This window comes from Nocardioides jejuensis, from assembly GCF_004337475.1.
Taxonomy (GTDB): domain Bacteria; phylum Actinomycetota; class Actinomycetes; order Propionibacteriales; family Nocardioidaceae; genus Nocardioides; species Nocardioides jejuensis.
Genome location: NZ_SJZJ01000023.1, coordinates 21,946 through 42,727, shown reverse-complemented (window position 1 = coordinate 42,727; position 20,782 = coordinate 21,946). Strand labels below are relative to the sequence as shown.

Sequence of the window (20,782 nt, the reverse complement as noted above, 5' to 3'; positions counted from 1 at the left end):
ACCCCTTCACCCGTTAGGGTCCCTTGCGTGACAGTCACCGCCCTTCTGGTCAGCCACGACGGAGCCCGCTGGCTTCCGGCCGTCCTCGAGGGGCTGGCCGGCCAGACCCGGCAGCCCGACCACGTCCTGGCCATCGACACCGGCAGCAGCGACGACTCCGCCGACCTCCTGCGCGAGGCCCTCGGCGCGGACGCGGTTCGCGAGGAGGAGTGCTCCTTCCCGGAGGCGATCGCCCGGCTGCTTCCGGAGGTCACCACCGAGTGGGTCTGGATCCTGCACGACGACGCGAACCCGGCGCCCACCGCGCTGGCCGAGCTGCTCGCGACCGCGACCCGGCACGACGCCGCCATCGCCGGCCCGAAGCTCCGCGAGTGGCCCTCGCTGTCCCGCCTGCTCGAGCTCGGTGTGTCGCTCTCGGCCACCGGCCGGCGCGAGACCGGCCTCGAGCGTGGCGAGTACGACCAGGGTCAGCACGACAAGGTCCGTGAGGTCCTCGCCGTCAACACCGCCGGCATGCTCGTACGCCGCGACGCGCTCGAGTCTCTCGACGGCTTCGACCGTCACCTCCCGCTCTACGGCAACGACATCGACTTCGGCTGGCGGGCCGCGCGGGCCGGTCTCCGCACCGTCGTGGTGCCCTCGGCCGTCGTGTTCCACGCGGAGGCCGCCCACCGCGGCGTACGTCGGAGCGCGCTGTCCGGACGCCGGACCCGCACGCACCGCTACGAGCGTGAGGCGGCGCTCTACACGCTGCTGGTCAATCGCGAGAAGTGGTTCCTGCCCGGCCTCCTGCGCCTGCTCGTCGGCACCGTGCTCCGTGCGCTGGGCTACCTCCTGGCGCGCCAGCCCGGCCACGCCGGCGACGAGTTCGCGGCGCTGCTCAACACGCTCGGTCATCTCCCGGCGATCCTCCGGCGCCGCCGACAGCTCCCGGCTGCGGTGGCCACCACCTCCGGGCTCCGGCCGCCGTGGTGGTTGCCGTATCGCCACGGGCTCGACACCGTCACCGACTTCGCGTCCGCCGTTGCGCTGCAGGGTCGCGACGCGGCCGAACGCCGACGTGCCGCGCGTGCCGAGCGCCTGGGCCTCCCCGCGCCCGCACCCGTCGACGAGGACGAGCTCGCCGACGACACCGGCCTCGTGGCCCGCTACTTCACCAGCCCGCTCGCCCTCGCGATCACCGCAGCGGCGATCCTCGGCCTCTGGGCCGCACGGGTCGCCTTCGGGCCGATCGCCGGAGGCGCGCTGAGCCCGGCCCCCGCCGCGGCCGGCGACTGGTGGCACCTCGCGCTCGACGGCTGGCACCAGCTCGGTCAGGGCACCGATGCGCCAGCGCCGGGTTACGTCCTGCCGCTCGCGCTCGTGGCGACCCTGCTGTTCGGCTCGCCGACGGTCGCCGTCTCGGTGCTCTTCCTGATCGCCGTGCCGTTCGCCGGCTGGGGAGCGTGGCGCTTCCTCCGTGCGGTCTGTGAGCTGGTCACCGGGCGCGTCGACACCACGGTCGCGGTCTGGGGCGCCATCGCCTACGCCGCTGTCCCCGTCGCCTCGGGCGCGTGGGGCCAGGGCCGTTTCGGCATCGTCGCCTCGGCCGTGCTGCTGCCGTGGTTCGCCCACGTCGTGACCGGTCTCTTCGAGACCTCGGCCGACCGTCGCTGGCGTGCCGCCTGGCGCGGTGGCGCGATGCTCGCGCTGCTCACGGCGTTCACGCCGTCCGCCTGGCTGGTCGCGCTGCTCGGCGTCGCCGTGCTCCTCGGCCTGGGCTTCCTCCTGGCGCGCGACGTCGTCGCGTCGCGTGACGTCTGGCTCCCGCTCGTCGTCGTGCTCCTGGTCCCGGCGGCGCTCATGCTGCCGGGCGCGGTGGGCATGATCGGCCACGACCCGGCGGCGCTCTTCCTCGAGGCCGGTCGGCTCTCGCCGACGCCGGCCGCGATCGACCTCATCTCCGGCCGGGTCGGTGGCCTGGGCGCGCCGATCTGGGCCGGGCTCCTGCTGCTCGTGCCCGGTCTGGCGGCGCTCGTCCGGGCACGCACCCGTGTGCCCGTGCTGGCCTGCTGGATCCTCGTGGCCGTCGCCGCCGTGGTGGCCGCGATCCTCAGCCACGTCACGGTTTCGCTGCCGGCCGGTCCGGTCCGGCCGGGCCTCGGCTTCCTCGTCGTGGTGATCCAGGGCGCGCTCGTGTGCGCCGCCGTCCTGGCTGCCCAGGGCCTGCGCCCGAAGCGCACCGGCGTCCACTCGCAGGACTGGCGGTTCGTTGTGGGTGGCCTGATCGCGCTCGTCGCGGTCCTCGGGCCGGTCGTCGGCCTCGGCTGGTGGGCCTTCGACGGCGACAACGAGCTGGACCGGCCCCCGGGCACCGACGTCCCGGCGTACATGGTGCAGGCGGCCGACGAAGGACGCGGGCACGGTGTCCTGGTGATCCGCGGCGACGCCCACAAGGGGATCACCTGGGAGGTCCACCGTGGCTCCGGGATCACGCTCGGTGAGGACGAGGTCCTCGCGCTGACCGGCCCTGACCAGCGCCTCGACCGGGCGGTCCGCTCGCTCGTCTCCCGTGCCACGCCGCAGATCCTCGACACCTTGACGGCCGAGGGCATCGACTACGTCCTGCTGCCGACGCCCGCCTCGGCCCAGGTCGCCGCCGGGCTCGACGCAGCCGACGGCCTGACCCAGGCGAGCGCGCCCGACCCGCGCACGCGCGCCTGGCAGCTGGAGAAGTCCGCCGCGGGTGACGCGGTGGCGGGCCAGGACCCGTGGTGGCACCGGGTGCTGGTGACCCTCCAGCTCCTGGCGATTCTCGTCGTCGCCGTCCTGTGTGGCCCGACGCGACAGGAGGAGGACGCGTGAACGACTTCCCCGGCCGTCGCGTTGCCCTGAGCAACGCCCGCAAGGTCCGTCCGGCCACCGCGATCGCCGTTGGCGCGCCCGCGATCACGCTGCTCGCGCTCCTCGTCCAGGCTCCCGCCGACACGCAGCACGACACCGCGCGCTACGAGCCGACGACGCACGCGTTGACGTCGGCCGACCTGTTCTGCCCGGCGTCCGACCGCGGCTCGATCCGGATCGCCTCGGCCTCGACCAGCACGGACGCAGGGTCCCTCACGCAGCGCAGGCCCGGCACCTCCACGCGGACCGCGGTGCCGCTGCAGGTCGGTGGCAGTCGCACGATCGACTCGCCGGAGGGCGTGCTCCTGCACGCCGAGGGTGGCCTGGCTCCCGGGCTCACCGGGGCACGGCTCGGCGAGCCGCGACCGTCCGCACGTGAGTGTGCGGCGCCGGGTGGCGTCCGCTGGTTCGTGGGCGCGGGGTCGGGTGCTTCGCACCTGTCGACGCTGACCCTGGCCAACCCCGACGGCGGCCCGGCGGTCGCCGACATCACGATCTGGTCGACCGACGGCGAGCTGCAGGACATCGAGTCGCGTGGGCTGACCATCAGCGGCGGGAAGGTGTCGACGCTCGCCCTCGAGTCGCTGGCTCCCGACGCCCACGAGCTGGCCGTCCGGGTCGTCGTCTCGCGTGGACGCCTGGCGGCGTCCGTGCGTGACGAGTTCGGCAAGGTCGGCGAGGCGCTCCGCACGGATGCGCTGCCGGCCGGCGCGTCGCCGTCGCTCGTCCAGGTCCTGCCCGGCCTGACCAGGAAGGCGTCGTCGCGCGTGCTGACGCTGGTCAACCCCGGTCACAGCGAGGCACAGGTGACGCTCGCGATCGCTGGCGGGCGCAGCACGTTCGCCCCGAGCGGAGTCGCCGAGATCCGGGTCCCCGCAGGGCGGGTCGTCGTGACGGACCTGACCAAGGCGCTCGCGAAGGTCACCGGGAGCGAGGACACCTCGCTGATCGTGCGCTCCACCGTCCCGGTCGCAGCGGGGCTGCGCGCCACCGTGGCCGGCGACCTGGTCCACCACCCGGCCATCCAGCTGCGCACCGGTCTGCTCTCCTCCGTCGTGCCCGACGTCGGGGCGCCGACCCTCGTCCTCACCGCGGGGGAGACCGGAGGCAAGGTCACCGTCCGGTGGGACAGCGGCCAGGAGACGACGGTCCAGCTGAACGCCGGCACCACGCTCGCGGTTCCTGCTCCCAAGCACGCGCACCTGGTCACGCTCGACGCGGACGCACCGGTCGCCGCCGTCGTTCGCACGCAGACGAAGGACGGCGCCGCACTCCTGCCGCTCCGCGCCGTCGCCACCGAGCTGCTGGTGCCTGCGGTCCGTCCGGCCTGGCCGCCGCGCTAGTCGCGGGTCAGTCGCGGGTCAGTCGCCGGGCTGGTAGCGCGGGTCGATGTCCTCGGCCGGCAGGTCGAGGAGCTCGGCGACGTTTTCGACCACTAGCGTGAGAACGAGGGCCTCGAGGTCCTCGCGCTCGGGAGCACGGTGCTCGATCGGACGCCGGAAGAGGACCAGGCGGTGCGGCCGTCCCGGGCCGCCCCGGACCATCGAGGCGAGGGGAGTGGTGTCGTGCGCCCAGCCCTCGGGCAGGAGCGGCGTGTCCTCCACGGCGTACTCGAGGGTGCCGACGGCCTGCAGCTCGCGCTGCCACCGGGCGTCGATCGCATCGGCGATCGCGAGCACCAGGTCGTCGAACCGCTCACGGCGCGTTGGCCGCGCCGGGATCGAGCGCACACCGCCGGCCCACGCGGGCAGGACGCCGGGGCCGCGCATGCCGCGTCCGCGCCGGTCCCGACGATGTCTCGTAGCCACGGCCGCACCCTATCTGGGCGAGCCTCAGCCAGAGCGGAGGAATCGGGCGGTAGCGTCTGCTCCGTGAGTTCAGCCCGTCGTTGTTCGAAGACTGCTTGCGGCCGTCCGGCCGTGATGACGCTGACCTACGTCTACGCCGACCAGACCGCGGTCGTCGGCCCGCTCGCGATCCACGCCGAGCCGCATGCGTACGACCTGTGCGAGTTCCACAGCGAGCGCCTCTCGGCGCCGCGCGGCTGGGAGGTCCTGCGCCTCGCTGCCGACCCGTCCATGGCCGGTCCGTCGACCGACGACCTGCTCGCCCTGGCGGACGCCGTGCGTGAGGCTGCCCGCCCGATCGCCCCGCCGGAGCCGGTGCACCCGCGCCTCGCGGACGGCGGCATGCGCGAGACGGCGCGGCGCGGACACCTCCGCGCCCTGTCCTCTGACTGAACACCGACCGGACACCGCTAGGCTCGGCGCCATGCCCGAGACGCTCTCCGCGGAGAACCTCAATGCCATCTTCAAGGCCTATGACATCCGGGGTCTGGTCGGCTCCCAGATCGACGAGGAGCTCGCGCACCGGATCGGCGCCGCGTTCGTCCAGGTCCTCGGTGCGGACACCGTCGTGGTGGGCCACGACATGCGGCCGTCCTCGCCGGGCATGGCCGGTGCCTTTGCCGACGGCGCGGCCCAGGCCGGAGCCGACGTCGTCCTGATCGGCCTGGCCTCCACGGACCAGCTCTACTTCGCCTCGGGCAGCCTCGGCCACGCGGGTGCCATGTTCACCGCGAGCCACAACCCCGCGGCGTACAACGGGATCAAGCTGTGCCGTCCGGGCGCCGCGCCCGTGGGCATGGAGACCGGCCTCGCGGAGATCCGCGACCTCGTCCTGGCCGGCACCGCGCCCACGTCGGGTCGCATCGGGGAGATCACCAGCCACGACGTCCTCGAGGCGTACGCCGCCCACCTGCTCAACCTGGCCCCGGTCAAGGGTCGCCCCCTGAAGGTCGTCGCCGACGCGGGCAACGGCATGGCCGGCCTGACCGCGCCGGCCGTCTTCGAGCGCCTCGGTGCCGAGCAGGCGGAGCTGGTGCCGATGTACTTCGAGCTCGACGGCACGTTCCCCAATCACGAGGCCAACCCGATCGAGCCGGAGAACCTCGTCGACCTGCAGAAGAAGGTGCTGGAGGAGGGGGCCGACATCGGCCTCGCCTTCGACGGCGATGCCGACCGCTGCTTCCTCGTGGACGAGAAGGGCGGCCTGGTCTCGCCCTCGACGCTGACCGCGCTGATCGCGCACCGCGAGCTCGCCAAGGAGCCTGGCGGCACGATCATCCACAACCTGATCACCAGCCGGTCGGTCCCCGAGATCGTCGTCGAGCAGGGCGGAGTCCCGGTCCGCACGCGCGTCGGCCACTCCTACATCAAGGCGACCATGGCCGAGACCGGCGCCATCTTCGGCGGCGAGCACTCGGGCCACTTCTACTTCCGCGACTTCTGGCGCGCGGACTCCGGCATGCTCGCGGCGCTGCACGCGCTCGCGGCCCTTGCGGAGACCGACCAGCCGCTGTCGGCACTCCTCGCCGACTACGCGCGCTACCCGATGTCGGGCGAGATCAACTCGACCGTCGCTGACCAGGGCGCCGTCCTCGCCGAGCTCACGGCGTCGTACGCCGACCAGCCGGGCGTCACGATCGACGAGCTCGACGGCCTGACCGTCGCGCACGCCGACTGGTGGTTCAACGTCCGCGCCTCCAACACCGAGCCCCTGCTGCGCCTCAACGCCGAGGGCAAGGACCAGGCCACCATGGCCTCGGTCCGTGACGCCGTACTCACCGTGATCAGGAGCGAGCGATGAAGATCGACCCCCGCCTGCTGGACATCATCCGCTGCCCCGACTGCCAGGGCCTGCTGGCCCCGGTCGCCGAGGAGCTGGTCTGCCAGGGCTGCGGCCTGGCCTACCCGGTCCGCGACGACATTCCGGTGCTGCTCGTCGACGAAGCTCGCCGACCGGCCTGAGGCACGGAGGCACTGATGGCCGAGTTCGACGAGGCGCGTCTGGACGATGCCGAGGCACTGGCTGCGGCGGACCTCCGGCTCCGCGAGCTCGCCGAGTCGGGTGCCCGGGTACGCCGCGAGGCGGGTGAGGCAGCCGACGCGATCGTGCGGGCGGTCTCCGAGCGTGGGGGAGAGCGGCCGCGTGCCGTGATCGCCGCCGGGCCCGACTCCCGGCTGCTCCGCGCCGTGCTCGAGCCGTGGTGTCCGGTGCCGTTCGTCGCCTGGCCTGCGCCGGGTCTGCCCGGCTGGGCCGGCAGCCTGGACCTCGTCGTGATGCTGGCGCCGCAGGGATCGGATCCGGCCGCGGCCTCCGCCGTCGCCGAGGCCGTCCGCCGGGGCTGCCAGGTCGTCGTGGCCTGCCGTCCGGGGTCGATGGTGGCCGAGCACGCCGAGGGCCGCTGGTCCACGCTGCTGCCGACCACCACGGGAGACCAGCTGGCGACGGCCGTGGTCATGCTCGACTTCCTGCACCGCGTCGGTCTCGGGCCGTCCTGCGCTGCGGACGAGGTTGCAGCGTCGCTCGACGCGGTCGCGGTGGCCGCATCGCCGCACACCAACCTCGCGGCCAACCCGTCCAAGGAGCTCGCGATCGCGCTCGCCGAGGCGCTCCCGCTGGTCTGGGGCGGATCGACGCTCGCGGCCCGCGCCGCCCGCCGGCTGGCGGAGCAGTTCCGCCGCTCGTCCGGGCGCAGCGCGCTTGCCGGTGATGCCGAGCACCTGCTGCCGGTGATCGAGGCGACCCGACCCCGCAACCTCTTCGACGACCCGGTCGACGGCTCCGACCTGCGACCGCTGCTGATCGTCCTCGACGACGGTGCCGACGACCCGGTCGTGCGCGAGCAGCGCGGCCGGCTCCAGACGGCGGCCGCGCGCGCCGGCGTACGCGTGGAGGCGCTGGCGAGTGACGCCGGCAGCGAGGTCGCGCGCTATGCGTCCCTCCTCCTCGCCGGGTCGTACGCCGCGGAGTACCTCGGCGTGGGCCTGGCCGGGGAGTAGCGACCGCGCGGCCGATAGCCTTCGCGCCATGAGCGCAGGAATCTTCGGTCTTCTCGACGACGTCGCCGCCCTGGCCCGACTCGCGGCGGCCTCGATCGACGACGTCGGCGCTGCTGCTGGCAAGGCGACGTTGAAGGCGACGGGCGTGGTGGTCGACGACACGGCCGTCACACCGCAGTACGTCCACGGCATCGCCGCCGAGCGCGAGCTGCCGATCATCAAGAAGATCGCGATCGGCTCGCTGCGCAACAAGCTGGTCTTCATCCTTCCCGCGGCGCTGCTCCTCAGCCAGTTCCTGCCGTCGGCGCTGCCGGTCCTGCTGATCCTCGGCGGCACCTACCTGGCGTTCGAGGGGGCGGAGAAGGTCTGGGAGGCGTTCGCGCACCACGACGACCACGTCGGCGACCTCGAGACCGTCGAGCACACGCCGCACGAGGAGAAGCAGCTCATCGCCGGCGCCGTGCGCACCGACTTCATCCTGTCGACCGAGATCATGGTGATCGCCCTCGACTCCGTGAAGGACGAGGCGTTCCTGGCGCGCCTGGCGATCCTGGTCGTCGTGGCGATCGCCATCACGATCGGTGTCTACGGCGTGGTCGCCGCGATCGTGAAGATGGACGACGTGGGCCTCCTGCTCAGCCAGCGGAAGTCCGCCGGCATCCAGAAGCTCGGACGCGGTCTGGTCGCCGCGATGCCGAAGGTCCTCTCGACGCTCTCGACCGTCGGCATCGTGGCGATGCTGTGGGTCGGCGGCCACATCCTGCTGGTCAACGTCCACGAGCTGGGCTGGTGGGAAGCGCCCTACGAGCTGGTCCACCACCTCGAGCACTCCGTGCACGGCGGGATCGTCGGCTGGCTGGTCAACACGGGCTGCTCCGCGGTCGTCGGCCTGGTCGTCGGCGCGGTCGTCGCGGTCGTGCTGCACGTGCTGCCGCACCGCCACGGCGCGGATGAGGCGCACTGAGTCGTCGGTCACGCCGACCCGCTTGTACGCTGGGTCACTGTCGTGCGCGGGAGATCCCGGACGAGTGCAGATGCACCGCAAGACACCCTTCTTCACTGCATGAGGAAATTCATGGACTTCAAGGTTGCTGACCTTTCCCTGGCCGAGTTCGGCCGCAAGGAGCTCACCCTCGCCGAGCACGAGATGCCCGGCCTGATGGAGATGCGCCGCCGCTACGGCGCCTCGCAGCCCCTCAAGGGCGCCCGCATCGCCGGCTCGCTGCACATGACGATCCAGACCGGTGTCCTCATCGAGACGCTGACCGCGCTCGGTGCCGACGTCCGCTGGGCCACCTGCAACATCTTCTCCACCCAGGACCACGCGGCCGCGGCCGTCGTCGTTGGCACCGGCACGCCCGAGGCCCCCAACGGCACGCCGGTCTTCGCCTGGAAGGGCGAGACGCTCGCCGAGTACTGGGACGAGGCCGAGAAGGTCTTCCAGTTCAAGGACGCCGACGGCAACGCCATCGGCCCGAACATGATCCTCGACGACGGTGGCGACATCACGCTCCTCGTCCACAAGGGCACCGAGTTCGAGAAGGCGGGCGCGGTTCCCTCGCAGGACAGCACGGACAACGAGGAGTACAAGGAGGTCCTCCGGGTCCTCGCGCGCTCCCTCGACAACGACCCGACGTACTGGACCAACATCGGCGCCGGCATCAAGGGCGTCACCGAGGAGACCACCACCGGTGTCCTCCGCCTGTACGACCGTTACAAGGACGGCTCGCTGCTCTTCCCGGCGATCAACGTCAACGACTCGGTCACCAAGTCGAAGTTCGACAACAAGTACGGCTGCCGCCACTCGCTCATCGACGGCATCAACCGTGGCACCGACGTCATGATCGCCGGCAAGACCGCGGTCATCTGCGGCTACGGCGACGTCGGCAAGGGCTCGGCCGAGTCGCTGCGTGGCCAGGGCGCCCGCGTCATCGTCACCGAGATCGACCCGATCTGCGCGCTGCAGGCGGCCATGGACGGCTACGAGGTCAAGCGCCTCGAGTCGGTCGTCGACTTCGCCGACATCTTCATCACCACGACGGGCAACTTCGACATCATCCGCGTCGAGCACTTCGAGCGGATGAAGCACCAGGCGATCGTCGGCAACATCGGCCACTTCGACAACGAGATCGACATGGCCGGCCTGGCCAAGATCCCGGGCATCGTCAAGGACGAGATCAAGCCGCAGGTCCACCAGTGGATCTTCCCGGACGGCAAGAAGGTCATCGTGCTGTCCGAGGGTCGCCTCCTCAACCTCGGCAACGCGACGGGCCACCCGTCGTTCGTCATGTCGAACTCCTTCACCAACCAGGTGCTGGCGCAGATCGAGATCTTCACCAAGCTCGACGAGTACCCGATCGGCGTCTACGTGCTGCCGAAGCACCTCGACGAGGAGGTCGCCCGCCTGCACCTCGACGCCATCGGTGTCGAGCTGACGGAGCTCTCGCAGGCCCAGGCCGACTACCTCGGCGTCCCGGTCGAGGGTCCGTTCAAGTCGGACCACTACCGCTACTGAGTGCGGCGACGTCGGGCCGGAGGTAGGACACTGTGGTGAGCGATCACACCGTCGCTTTTGCGACCAAGGGCAAGGTGCTCGTCGTCGACGACGACGCGTCCCTCGCCGAGATGCTCACGATCGTGCTGCGTCAGGAGGGTTTCGAGAGCCGCGTGTGCGCACGTGGTGACCTGGCCCTCGCGGCGTTCCGCGACTTCCGCCCCGACGTCGTCCTGCTCGACCTGATGCTGCCCGGCAAGGACGGCATCGACGTGTGCAGGGAGATCCGCGCCGAGTCCGGCGTGCCGATCGTCATGCTCACCGCCAAGGGCGACACGGTGGACGTGGTCGTCGGTCTCGAGTCCGGGGCCGACGACTACGTCACCAAGCCGTTCAAGCCCAAGGAGCTCGTCGCGCGCATCCGCGCCCGGGTGCGCCGCCTCGACGCTCCTGCCCCCGAGACCCTCAGCATCGGGCCGGTCTCGATCGACGTCGCCGGCCACGTCGTGACCCGCGACGGCCGTCCGGTGAACCTCACGCCGCTCGAGTTCGACCTGCTGGTCTGCCTGGCGCGCAAGCCCTGGCAGGTCTTCACCCGCGAGGTGCTGCTCGAGCAGGTCTGGGGCTACCGCCACGCTGCCGACACCCGCCTGGTCAACGTCCACGTGCAGCGGCTGCGCTCGAAGGTGGAGCTCGACCCGGAGAACCCCGAGATCGTCGTCACCGTCCGCGGCGTCGGCTACAAGGCCGGACGCAGCTGAGCGTGGCCGGCCGCCTGACGGTGGCGCTACGCCGGGGGCCGGCGTTCCTGCGCCGGTCGCTCCAGGTCCGGATCGTGCTGAGCGCGATCGCGCTGGGCGCCGTCGTCATCTGTGCGACCGGCTGGTTCCTGATGAGCGAGATCCGCACGGGACTCGTCGACGCGAAGGTGGCCTCGTCCGTGGCCGAGGCCGCGCACGAGACCCAGGAGGTCGAGACGCGCCTCGCCGCGATTCCGGGCACGGACTACGACACCGCCGAGCAGGTGGCGCTGCTCTTCGAGCCGCTGGCCGAGCTCGGGCAGGTGCGCGGGTTCGGCGTCGTCCTGACCGGCCCGGTGAGCGCTGACCGGAGCACTGCCCCGGGCGTCCGCTCCTCGCCGGGCCTCGACGTCTCCTCGGTCCCGGCCTCGCTGACGCGTCACTTCGTCGACAGCGACCGGTCGTCGTGGTCCTTCACCCGGGTCCGGATCGACGCCTCCGACCCGTCCCGGCACGACATCGACGTGGCGGGCGTGGCCGTCGGGCACGTCGTCGTCCTCCCCGCCGACCGGGGGCGCTACGTCATCGAGTACCTCTTCCCGATGCAGCAGGAGGAGGAGACGATCGACCTCGTCGGCCGGGCCCTGATCACCGCGGGCGCGCTGCTCGTCGTGCTCGTGGGCCTGCTGACCTGGGCCGTCACGCACCAGGTGCTGACCCCGATCCGGCTCGCGCGGCGCGTGGCCGAGCGCCTCGCGGCGGGTCAGCTCGAGGAGCGGCTGCGGGTCCGCGGCGAGGACGACCTGGCCCGCCTCGCGCAGTCGTTCAACCAGATGGCGGCCAACCTCCAGCGGCAGATCCGCCAGCTCGAGGAGCTCTCCCGCGTCCAGCGCCGCTTCACCTCCGACGTCTCCCACGAGCTGCGTACGCCGCTCACGACGGTCCGCATGGCCGCGGAGGTGCTGCACGACGCCAAGGGTGACTTCGATCCGGTCACCGCCCGCTCTGCGGAGCTGCTGCAGACCGAGCTCGACCGGTTCGAGGGGCTGCTCGGGGATCTGCTCGAGATCAGTCGCTTCGATGCGGGCGCGGCCGCCCTCGACGTCGAGGACCTCGACCTGGGCGAGCTGGCCCGGCGCGTCGTCGACATGACCCGGCCGCTCGCGGACCAGCGGGGCACGACGGTGACGGTCGAGATCGCGAACTGGCCGGTCCGGGCCGAGGTCGACCACCGCCGCGTCGAGCGGATCCTGCGCAACCTGGTCACCAACGCCATCGACCACGCCGACCCCGCGACCGGTGTCGTCGTACGCGTGGCAGGCGACGACCACTCGGCCGCCGTCACGGTCCGCGACTTCGGTGTCGGCCTCGCGGTCGGCGAATCGGCCCTGGTCTTCAACCGCTTCTGGCGCGCCGACCCCGCCCGCACCCGTACGTCGGGCGGCACCGGTCTCGGCCTCTCCATCGCGCTCGAGGACACCCACCTCCACGGCGGCTGGCTGCAGGCCTGGGGTCGGCCCGGCAAAGGCGCCCAGTTCCGCCTCACCGTCCCGCGGCGTGCGGGCGCGCTGCTGCGCCAGTCCGCGCTGCCGCTGGTGCCTTCCGACGCGGGCGACGCCCCGTGACACCCGTACGCCGGACGGCCCTGGCCGGCGTTCTCCTCGCGGTGCTGGCCTCCGCAGGGTGCGTGAGCCTGCCCGACAACGGCGCCGTCGAGGCCGACCATGGTGCCGCTCCGACGTCCGACAGCGGCATCCGCTACGTGCCGCCGGGTCCAGTGCCGGGGGCGTCCGCGCGTGCCGTGGTGAGCGGCTTCCTCGACGCCATGCTGGCCAGCCCGGTGCAGACCTCGACCGCCCGCGAGTTCCTCACGGCGCGGGCGGCCGAGGGCTGGCAGCCGCAGCAGCGCGTGATCGTCTACGGCCGCGTCGACGCCGCGGCGGGCGCCGCTCCCGGTGACCTGACGCTGGCCGACGCCGACTGGGTGGACGGCGACGGACGCTGGCGCGGAGCCCTGCCGGCCGACGAACGCCGGATCCACCTCGGCCTCGTCCGCGACAAGGGGGAGTGGCGGATCGACGCACTGCCTGACGCGTTGCTGGCCCGCCGCAGCTGGTTCACGCGTGAGTACGGCCAGTTCGCTGTGCACTTCCTGGACCCGACGCGCTCCATCCTGGTGCCCGAGCCGGTCTTCGAGCCCCGCGGAGGTCAGCTCGCGACCGCGCTCGTGCGGTCGCTCCTCGACGGCCCCCCGGACCCGGCAGCGCCCTGGCTGGTCAACCGCCTGCAGGACCTCCGTCTTGCCGACGGCGCCGTGACGGTGGCGGGCGGTGTGGCCAGGATCGACTTCACCGGTCAGGCCGAGCTCGGCACCCCGGGTGCGCGGGCCGATCTCGCGGCCCAGCTGGCCTGGGCCCTGCGCCAGGTCGACGGCGTGCGCACCTTCGAGGTGCGTATCAACGACACACCGCTCACCCTCGAGGGCGGGCTCACGGAGATCCCGGTGGGCCGTGGATCCCAGCTCGATCCCGCCGACGCGTCGGCGAGTGACGGGCTCTTCGGCCTCGTCGCCGGACACCCGGTGCGACTCGACGGTGCCAGTGCACAGCCGGTGGAGGCGAAGGTCTGGCACGGCCTGCGGCTGCGCGACATCGGCGTCGACCTCGACGGTCGTCGCGCAGCCGGGGTCCGCGACGATGGGCGCGAGGTGCGCATCGCACCGCTCGACACCGCGGGATCACCGACGACGGTCCGCGGCGAGGACTTCGCCCATCCGGCCTGGGACGCTGCCGGACGCACCTGGCTGCTCGACCGACGTACGTCGGGAGCCGTCGTCAGCGTCGTGGTCGGCGGCCGACCGGTCGCGGTGCCGATACTCGGGGTGAGCGGACGAGACGTGAGGGACCTGCTGGTCTCGCGCGACGGCACCCGCCTGATCGCGGCCGTGCGTCAGGGAGGACACGACGTGGTGGCGGTGAGCCGGCTGTACTGGTCCTCCGACGCGGTCCATGCATCGCCGGCCACCCCGATCGCGGACGCCCGCGGGCTGCGGGACCTGGCGTGGTCCGGGCCGTCGCTGGTGGTCGCGCTGACCGAGCGCGGCGGGGTCGCCCAGCTCCGCTGGGTCTCCCTCGACGGGGCCCCGGACGACGTGCGCGAGGCTCTCCCCGTCGACACGATCTTCGACGACGTACGCCGGGTGGTCTCCTCCGGCGCGGACGGTGAGCCTGCCTGGGCCGTCACCGCGAAGGGTGTGTTGATCGGCACCGGTCCGGTGCGCGCCGACGCGCCACAGGCGGACGTCCAGGCCCTCACCGGGGTGGGCTGAGGCGGGTCCGTCCACAGGCGGGGCGATCGCCGGTTGTCCCGCTGCCCGCGGCACGGTGACATGGGGCGGTGCTGACGGACGGGACCTGGGTCGATCCGGTCCTCGACCTGCTCGCGGGCAGCGCCTGCATCGGGTGCCGCCGTCCCGGGAGGCAGTTGTGTGCCGGTTGCGCGTCCTCGTTGCCGCTGCAGTCGTGCCCCGTCCAGCCGGTGCCGTGTCCCGCCGGCCTTGCGCCGGCGCGCACAGCGGGGGAGTACTCCGGCGTCCTGCGTGGACTGGTCCTCGGGTTGAAGGAGCACCACCGGCTGGCACTCGTCCGCCCGCTCGGGCTGCTCCTCGCAGGAGCCGTGAGCGGTCTGATCCCGGAGTCGCCGGATGTCCCGGTGGTCCTCGTGCCGGTCCCGTCCCGACCGGGGTCGACGCGCCGGCGGGGCCACGCGCCGGTCCGCGACATCTGTCGGCGTACGGCATCGGTGCTGCGCCGTCAGGGCGTCGACGTCACCGTCGCGGAGCTGTTGCGGATGGGCCGCGTGGAGGATCAGCGCGCGCTGTCGGCCGCAGGCAGGGCAGTCAACCTGGCGGGTGCGATGCGGGTTGACGGCAGACGTCTCGCGCGCCTGGCGCGGAGTCGTCCGGCAGCGGTCGTGGTGCTGTGCGACGACGTCCTCACCACGGGATCCACCGCCCGCGAAGCCCAGCGGGCGCTGGCAGCGAGCGGCGTCGACATCGCTGGCATCGCGGTCGTGGCCGCAGCCCGGCGCCGGTCCGTGAGACCCACAGCGAAAGTTCAGCAAGAGTCCTTTCATCGTTTGGCGTTCGGGTCTAGCGTCGGTGCATGGAGTCAGTCCGGTTCCGTGGATGCCACGGCGGGACGCCCTCTCGGGGCCCCCGCACCCACGTCGATGCCGTAGACGATGACGACTCCATGCTCCGGTCCCTCCGCCGTCGGATGACGGTGGAGCGCTGATAACCAGCAACGACACCGAGGAATCACGGAGGTCTCCATGGAAATTGTGGTCAACGCGCGGCACTGCGATGTGTCCGACCGGTTCCGCAGCCACGTCGAGGAGAAGCTCGCACGCCTGGAGAAGCACGATCACCGGATCATCCGCATGCAGGTCGAGGTGGAGAAGGAGCGCAACCCCCGTCAGCAGGAGCGCAGTGTGCGCGTCGAGCTGACTGCTTTCACGAAGGGCCCGGTCGTGCGGGCCGAGGCGTGCGCCGTCGACAAGATGGCCGCGCTCGATCTGGCTCTGGACAAGATGGCGTCCCAGATGCGCCGCGCGGCAGACCGCCGCCGGGTGCACCACGGCCGCCACACGCCCGTGTCGGTAGGCCAGGCCCTCGCCGGCAGTGCGTCGGTGCCGAGCCAGGCTGCACCCTCCGAGGACGTCGTCCTCGAGCACCAGGTCGGTCCGATCGCCGTCCTCGGCGATGGACCGCTCGTCGTACGCGAGAAGTCGCACCCTGCCAACCCGATGACGCTTGACCAGGCGCTCTACGAGATGGAGCTCGTGGGGCACGACTTCTACCTGTACGTCGACAAGGAGAGCGAGCGTCCGGCGGTGGTCTACCGCCGCAAGGGATATGACTATGGAGTCATCTCGCTCGATCTGGTCGGCTGACTAGTCAGGCGACAAGTTCTGTCGGTTCGTTCTGCCATGATTCTCGGGTGACTGCGATGGATAGCTCTGCTGAGCGTGAGCCGATCAGGGTTCTGGTTGTGGATGACCAGGAGCTTTTTCGCAGTGGACTGACGATGATCCTGGGCACCGACCCGGCGATCGAGGTCGTGGGCCAGGCGGGCGACGGCGTGGAGGGCACCTCCCTCGCCGCCAGCCTGGCCCCCGACGTCGTCCTCCTCGACGTCCGGATGCCGAAGCGCTCCGGCATCGAGGCGTGCGTGGCGATCAAGGAGACGGTCCCGTCGGCCAAGATCATCATGCTGACGGTCAGCGACGAGGAGGCCGACCTCTACGAGGCGGTCAAGTCGGGTGCCTCCGGTTACCTGCTCAAGGACTCCTCGATCGACGAGGTCACCCAGGCGGTGCGCGTCGTCGCGGACGGGCAGTCCCTGATCAGCCCGTCGATGGCGGTCAAGCTGATCGACGAGTTCAAGCAGATGTCGCGCCCCGACCGCGATCAGGTCTCGCCGCTGCGCCTGACCGAGCGCGAGCTCGAGGTGCTGCGCCTGGTGGCGACCGGCATGAACAACCGTGAGATCGCGCGCCAGCTCTTCATCAGCGAAAACACTGTGAAGAACCACGTGCGCAACATCCTGGAGAAGCTCCAGCTCCACTCGCGGATGGAGGCGGTCATGTATGCCGTCCGCGAAAAGCTGCTCGACATCCCGTAAGCAGCGCGCGTGGAGTCGCTGAGTCGGGCCCAGGCCCGTCGGGTCGCGCTGGCCGCCCAGGGCTTTCTCGATCCGCCGCATGCGCAGCCCACGCTGCGCACCCTCGATCGCGTGCTCAGCCGCACGGGCGTGCTGCAGATCGACTCAGTCAACGTGTTGCAGCGTGCCCAGTTCATGCCGCTCTACGCGCGGATGGGGCCCTACGACACCGAGCTCCTGCGACGCGCGGCGCAGGAGCGGCCGCGGCGCCTCGTGGAGTACTGGGCCCACGAAGCTGCCTACATGCCGGTCGACCTCTGGCCGCACATGCAGCACCGGATGGCCCGTGCCCATGAGCGCGCCTGGGGCGGTCCCCGCTCGATCGCGCGCGAGCGGCCGGACCTGGTCCGCGACGTGCTGGCCGATGTCCGTGAGCGCGGTGCCCGCAGCGCCCGCCAGATCGACGCCGACCTCACCGGCGGCGCGGAGCGCACCAAGGACCACTGGGGCTGGAACTGGTCGGAGGTCAAGAAGGCCCTCGAGTTCCTCTTCTACGCCGGCGACCTCACCGTCGCCGGGCGCAACGGCTCCTTCGAGCGGCTGTACGACGTCCCCGAGCGGGTGCTGCCCCGACACGTGCTCGAGACGCCGACGCCGACCCCGACCGACGCGCACCGCGAGCTGATCCGGCGGGCTGCGGTCAGCCACGGCGTGGCCACCGAGCAGTGCCTGCGCGACTACTACCGGATGGGTGTCGCCGACACGCGTGCCGCCGTCGCCGACCTCGTCGAGGCCGGGGAGCTGCTGCCGGTGACGGTCGAGGGGTGGCGCCGCCCGGCGTACCTCCACCGGGAGGCGCGCGTGCCGCGCAGGGTCAGGGCGCGCACGCTGCTCAGCCCGTTCGACCCGGTGGTGTGGGAGCGGGCGCGCGCGGAGGCGCTCTTCGACTTCCGCTACCGCATCGAGATCTATGTGCCCGAGCCCCAGCGTGTGCACGGCTACTACGTCCTCCCGTTCCTGTTGGGCGACCGTCCGGTGGCTCGCGTCGACCTCAAGGCGGACCGCGCGACGGGCACGCTGCTGGTGCCCGGAGCGTTCTCGGAGCCGGATGCCCCGGGGGAGACCGCCGAGGAGCTCGCGACCGAGCTCCGCCGCCTCGCCGGCTGGCTGGGCCTCGGTGACATCGAGGTGGGGGCGCGCGGCGACCTTGCTCCGGCCCTCACGGTGGCGCTGGCTGCAGGACGGGGCTGACCCTGTTTGTGACGCGGGTAGCATGACCCGCGTTTCCCGACGACTTCACCAGGAGCGACCTCAGTGGCCGTGCTCGACAAGATCCTCCGCATCGGCGAGGGCAAGATCCTCCGTGAGCTGGAGGCCGTTGCCAAGGCCGTCAACGCCATCGAGGACGACTTCGTCCCGATGAGCGACGAGGAGCTGCGCGGTCAGACCGCCGAGCTCCGTGAGCGCCTGGAGAAGGGCGAGTCGCTCGATGACCTCATGCCGGAGGCCTTCGCGGTCGCCCGTGAGGCCGCCAAGCGTGTGCTCGGCCAGCGTCACTTCGACGTCCAGGTCATGGGTGGCGCAGCGCTGCACCTCGGCAACATCGCCGAGATGAAGACCGGTGAGGGCAAGACGCTGACCGCGTCCCTGCCGGCGTACCTCAACGCGCTCGCGGGCGAGGGCGTCCACGTCGTCACCGTCAACGACTACCTCGCGAAGTACCAGTCCGAGATGATGGGCCGCGTCTTCCACTTCCTCGGCATGAGCGTCGGCGTGATCCTGCCGTCGATGTCGCCGGCGGAGCGTCGCGAGGCCTACGCCTGCGACATCACCTACGGCACCAACAACGAGCTCGGCTTCGACTACCTGCGCGACAACATGGCGACCAGCATCGAGGACTGCGTCCAGCGCGGCCACGCCTTCGCCGTCGTCGACGAGGTCGACTCGATCCTCATCGACGAGGCCCGCACCCCGCTGATCATCTCCGGCCCGACGCAGGACGAGCCCCGGTGGTACGGCGAGTTCGCCAAGATCGCGACCCGCCTCACCAAGGACGTCGACTACGAGGTCGACGAGAAGAAGCGCACGATCTCCGTCCTCGAGCCGGGCATCACCAAGGTCGAGAACCACCTCGGCATCGACAACCTCTACGACACGGTCAACACCCCGCTGATCTCGTTCATGAACAACGCGATCAAGGCGAAGGAGCTGTTCCGCAACGACAAGGAGTACGTCGTCATGAACGGCGAGGTGCTCATCGTCGACGAGCACACCGGCCGCATGCTCGCGGGTCGTCGCTACAACGAGGGTCTGCACCAAGCGATCGAGGCGAAGGAGGGTGTGCAGGTCCGCGAGGAGTACCAGACGCTCGCGACCGTCACCCTGCAGAACTACTTCCGCCTCTACAAGAAGCTCTCCGGCATGACCGGCACGGCGATGACCGAGGCCGGCGAGTTCAACAAGATCTACAACCTCGGCGTGGTGCCGATCCGGACCAACAAGCCGATGGCCCGCATCGACCAGGCTGACCTCGTCTACCGGACCGAGGAGGCGAAGTACCACGCCGTCGTCGAGGACATCGCCGCCCGCAACAAGGCCGGCCAGCCGGTCCTGGTCGGCACCGTCTCAGTCGAGAAGTCCGAGCACATCTCGCAGCTGCTGAAGAAGAAGGGCGTCCCGCACTCGGTGCTGAACGCCAAGTTCCACTCCGACGAGGCGAAGATCGTCGCCCTCGCCGGTCACAAGGGCGCGGTCACGGTCGCGACCAACATGGCTGGTCGAGGCACCGACATCATGCTCGGCGGCTCCGTGGAGTTCCTCGCTGACGCCGAGCTCCGCAAGAAGGGCCTCGAGCCCACCGGCGAGACCGCCGAGGCGTACGACGAGGCGTGGCCGGCGACCGTCGAGCGGATCAAGGCGACGGTCCAGGCCGAGCACGACGAGGTCAAGGAGCTCGGTGGCCTCTACGTCGTCGGCACCGAGCGCCACGAGTCGCGCCGCATCGACAACCAGCTCCGTGGCCGTTCGGGCCGTCAGGGTGACCCGGGAGAGTCCCGGTTCTACCTGTCCCTGCAGGACGAGCTGATGCGGCTGTTCAAGTCGGACTGGGTCGACCGCGTCCTCACGATGCTCAAGGTCCCGGACGACGTCCCGATCGAGAACAAGCGCGTCACCGGTGCCATCGCCAACGCGCAGGGTCAGATCGAGGGCCAGAACTTCGAGTCCCGCAAGAACGTCCTCAAGTACGACGACGTCATGGATCGCCAGCGCAAGGTCATCTACGCCGAGCGCCGCGAGGTGCTCGAGGGTGCCGACCTCGAGAAGCTGATCCGCGACTTCATCGACGACGTCGTCGCCGGCTATGTCACGGGCGCCACCGATGGCTACGCCGAGCAGTGGGATCTCGACGCGCTCTGGACCGCGCTGCGCCAGCTCTACCCGGTGTCGCTCAAGCACGGTGATCTCGCCGCGACCTCCGGCGGCGTCGCGGGCCTCGACCGTGAGGAGCTGATCAGCGCCATCCGCACCGACGCGCAGGGCGCCTACGACGCCCGCGAGGCGCAGATCGGCGAGGAGACGATGCGCGAGCTCGAGCGCCGCGTGCTGCTCTCCGTGCTCGACCGCAAGTGGCGTGAGCACCTCTACGAGATGGACTACCTCCGCGAGGGCATCTACCTCCGTGCGTACTCGCAGCGTGACCCGCTCGTCGAGTACCAGCGCGAGGGCTTCGAGATGTTCACCGCGATGATGGACGGCATCAAGGAGGAGGCTGTCGGCTACCTCTTCAACGTCGAGGTCCAGGTCGAGGAGGCTCCGGTCGCGGGGGGTGGCGAGTTCCACTTCCACGCCGACGGCTCGCGGCACGACGGCCCGATGCACGAGGGTGCTTTTGCCGAGCCGCCGTCGGCCCAGCGTCCGGTCGTGAAGGCGAAGGGCCTCGAGGCCCCCGAGCAGCCCCGCAACCTCTCCTACGCCGGTCCGACCGAGGACGGCGAGGTCGCGGTCACCCGCGAGACGGTCGCCGACCCGTTCGCAGGCATCGGCCGCAACGACCAGTGCCCCTGTGGCTCGGGCAAGAAGTTCAAGCAGTGCCACGGCGCCCCGGGAGGCCCCACGGGGTTGACCACCCGGGTCAACGGGTGACCTGACCCTGAGCTG

17 protein-coding genes are annotated in these 20,782 nt (G+C 71.3%); 16 read left to right on the top strand and 1 reads right to left on the bottom strand.

Annotated features, from left to right (window positions below; translation table 11 throughout):
* Window positions 1–27 precede the first annotated feature (27 nt).
* Together EPD65_RS12915 and EPD65_RS12910 are read left to right on the top strand one after the other, a co-directional pair.
* Complete coding sequence (locus EPD65_RS12915) at window positions 28–2,844, top strand: glycosyltransferase family 2 protein (RefSeq protein ID WP_131584788.1); 2,817 nt, start codon at window positions 28–30, stop codon at window positions 2,842–2,844.
* Window positions 2,841–4,226, top strand: a complete 1,386-nt coding sequence (locus EPD65_RS12910; RefSeq protein ID WP_131584786.1) for a DUF5719 family protein — start codon at window positions 2,841–2,843, stop codon at window positions 4,224–4,226. The genes EPD65_RS12915 and EPD65_RS12910 overlap by 4 nt, the downstream gene beginning before the upstream one ends.
* 18 nt (window positions 4,227–4,244) lie before the next feature.
* On the opposite strand, the gene EPD65_RS12905 is transcribed toward EPD65_RS12910, so the two are convergent.
* The gene (locus tag EPD65_RS12905) at window positions 4,245–4,691 is read right to left on the bottom strand and encodes a metallopeptidase family protein (RefSeq protein ID WP_243640584.1); all 447 of its coding nucleotides are present in this window, start codon (window positions 4,689–4,691) and stop codon (window positions 4,245–4,247) included.
* 63 nt (window positions 4,692–4,754) lie between these two features.
* On the opposite strand from EPD65_RS12905, the gene EPD65_RS12900 reads away from it, so the two are divergent.
* The 14 genes from EPD65_RS12900 to secA all read left to right on the top strand — a co-directional run bounded on the left by EPD65_RS12900 (window position 4,755) and on the right by secA (window position 20,767).
* A complete protein-coding gene (locus EPD65_RS12900; RefSeq protein ID WP_131584784.1) occupies window positions 4,755–5,123 on the top strand; it encodes a DUF3499 domain-containing protein in 369 nt (122 codons plus the stop codon).
* A 31-nt stretch (window positions 5,124–5,154) separates the two neighbouring features.
* A complete protein-coding gene (locus tag EPD65_RS12895; RefSeq protein WP_131584782.1) occupies window positions 5,155–6,531 on the top strand; it encodes a phosphomannomutase/phosphoglucomutase in 1,377 nt (458 codons plus the stop codon).
* Entirely contained in the window at window positions 6,528–6,692 is a 165-nt protein-coding gene (locus tag EPD65_RS12890) for a Trm112 family protein (protein ID WP_131584780.1), read from the top strand. The genes EPD65_RS12895 and EPD65_RS12890 overlap by 4 nt, the downstream gene beginning before the upstream one ends.
* A gap of 15 nt (window positions 6,693–6,707) precedes the next feature.
* Complete coding sequence (locus EPD65_RS12885; RefSeq protein ID WP_131584778.1) at window positions 6,708–7,727, top strand: SIS domain-containing protein; 1,020 nt, start codon at window positions 6,708–6,710, stop codon at window positions 7,725–7,727.
* Window positions 7,728–7,755: 28 nt separating this feature from the next.
* Entirely contained in the window at window positions 7,756–8,691 is a 936-nt protein-coding gene (locus tag EPD65_RS12880) for a DUF808 domain-containing protein (protein WP_131584776.1), read from the top strand.
* A gap of 111 nt (window positions 8,692–8,802) precedes the next feature.
* Window positions 8,803–10,242, top strand: a complete 1,440-nt coding sequence (ahcY, locus tag EPD65_RS12875) for an adenosylhomocysteinase (RefSeq protein ID WP_131584774.1) — start codon at window positions 8,803–8,805, stop codon at window positions 10,240–10,242.
* 35 nt (window positions 10,243–10,277) lie between these two features.
* Window positions 10,278–10,982, top strand: a complete 705-nt coding sequence (mtrA, locus tag EPD65_RS12870) for an MtrAB system response regulator MtrA (protein WP_279387569.1) — start codon at window positions 10,278–10,280, stop codon at window positions 10,980–10,982.
* A 2-nt stretch (window positions 10,983–10,984) separates the two neighbouring features.
* Window positions 10,985–12,586, top strand: a complete 1,602-nt coding sequence (mtrB, locus tag EPD65_RS12865) for an MtrAB system histidine kinase MtrB (RefSeq protein WP_131584772.1) — start codon at window positions 10,985–10,987, stop codon at window positions 12,584–12,586.
* Window positions 12,583–14,289, top strand: coding sequence for an LpqB family beta-propeller domain-containing protein (locus EPD65_RS12860; RefSeq protein WP_131584770.1), 1,707 nt, complete (start codon window positions 12,583–12,585; stop codon window positions 14,287–14,289). Before mtrB ends, EPD65_RS12860 begins: the two co-directional genes overlap by 4 nt.
* Window positions 14,290–14,498: 209 nt before the next feature.
* Window positions 14,499–15,200 (top strand): ComF family protein, encoded by a 702-nt coding sequence (locus tag EPD65_RS12855; RefSeq protein WP_243640583.1) that lies wholly within the window; start codon window positions 14,499–14,501, stop codon window positions 15,198–15,200.
* Window positions 15,201–15,293: 93 nt separating this feature from the next.
* Entirely contained in the window at window positions 15,294–15,914 is a 621-nt protein-coding gene (gene hpf, locus EPD65_RS12850; RefSeq protein WP_131584766.1) for a ribosome hibernation-promoting factor, HPF/YfiA family, read from the top strand.
* A gap of 56 nt (window positions 15,915–15,970) precedes the next feature.
* On the top strand, window positions 15,971–16,645 hold the full coding sequence (locus EPD65_RS12845; protein ID WP_131584829.1) for a response regulator: 675 nt from the start codon (window positions 15,971–15,973) through the stop codon (window positions 16,643–16,645).
* A 9-nt stretch (window positions 16,646–16,654) separates the two neighbouring features.
* The gene (locus EPD65_RS12840) at window positions 16,655–17,875 is read left to right on the top strand and encodes a winged helix-turn-helix domain-containing protein (RefSeq protein WP_131584764.1); all 1,221 of its coding nucleotides are present in this window, start codon (window positions 16,655–16,657) and stop codon (window positions 17,873–17,875) included.
* Between the two features lie 63 nt (window positions 17,876–17,938).
* Window positions 17,939–20,767: a preprotein translocase subunit SecA gene (gene secA / locus EPD65_RS12835; protein WP_131584762.1), complete on the top strand. Its 2,829-nt coding sequence runs from the start codon at window positions 17,939–17,941 to the stop codon at window positions 20,765–20,767.
* Window positions 20,768–20,782: the final 15 nt, after the last annotated feature.

What these genes read in the sequence shown, in the direction of transcription:
- EPD65_RS12880 (WP_131584776.1), top strand. Translation starts at nt 7,756, where the DNA reads ATGAGCGCAGGAATCTTCGGTCTTCTCGACGACGTCGCCGCCCTGGCC.
- EPD65_RS12890 (WP_131584780.1), top strand. Translation starts at nt 6,528, where the DNA reads ATGAAGATCGACCCCCGCCTGCTGGACATCATCCGCTGCCCCGACTGC.
- EPD65_RS12895 (WP_131584782.1), top strand. Translation starts at nt 5,155, where the DNA reads ATGCCCGAGACGCTCTCCGCGGAGAACCTCAATGCCATCTTCAAGGCC.
- hpf (WP_131584766.1), top strand. Translation starts at nt 15,294, where the DNA reads ATGGAAATTGTGGTCAACGCGCGGCACTGCGATGTGTCCGACCGGTTC.
- EPD65_RS12885 (WP_131584778.1), top strand. Translation starts at nt 6,708, where the DNA reads ATGGCCGAGTTCGACGAGGCGCGTCTGGACGATGCCGAGGCACTGGCT.
- ahcY (WP_131584774.1), top strand. Translation starts at nt 8,803, where the DNA reads ATGGACTTCAAGGTTGCTGACCTTTCCCTGGCCGAGTTCGGCCGCAAG.
- EPD65_RS12845 (WP_131584829.1), top strand. Translation starts at nt 15,971, where the DNA reads ATGGATAGCTCTGCTGAGCGTGAGCCGATCAGGGTTCTGGTTGTGGAT.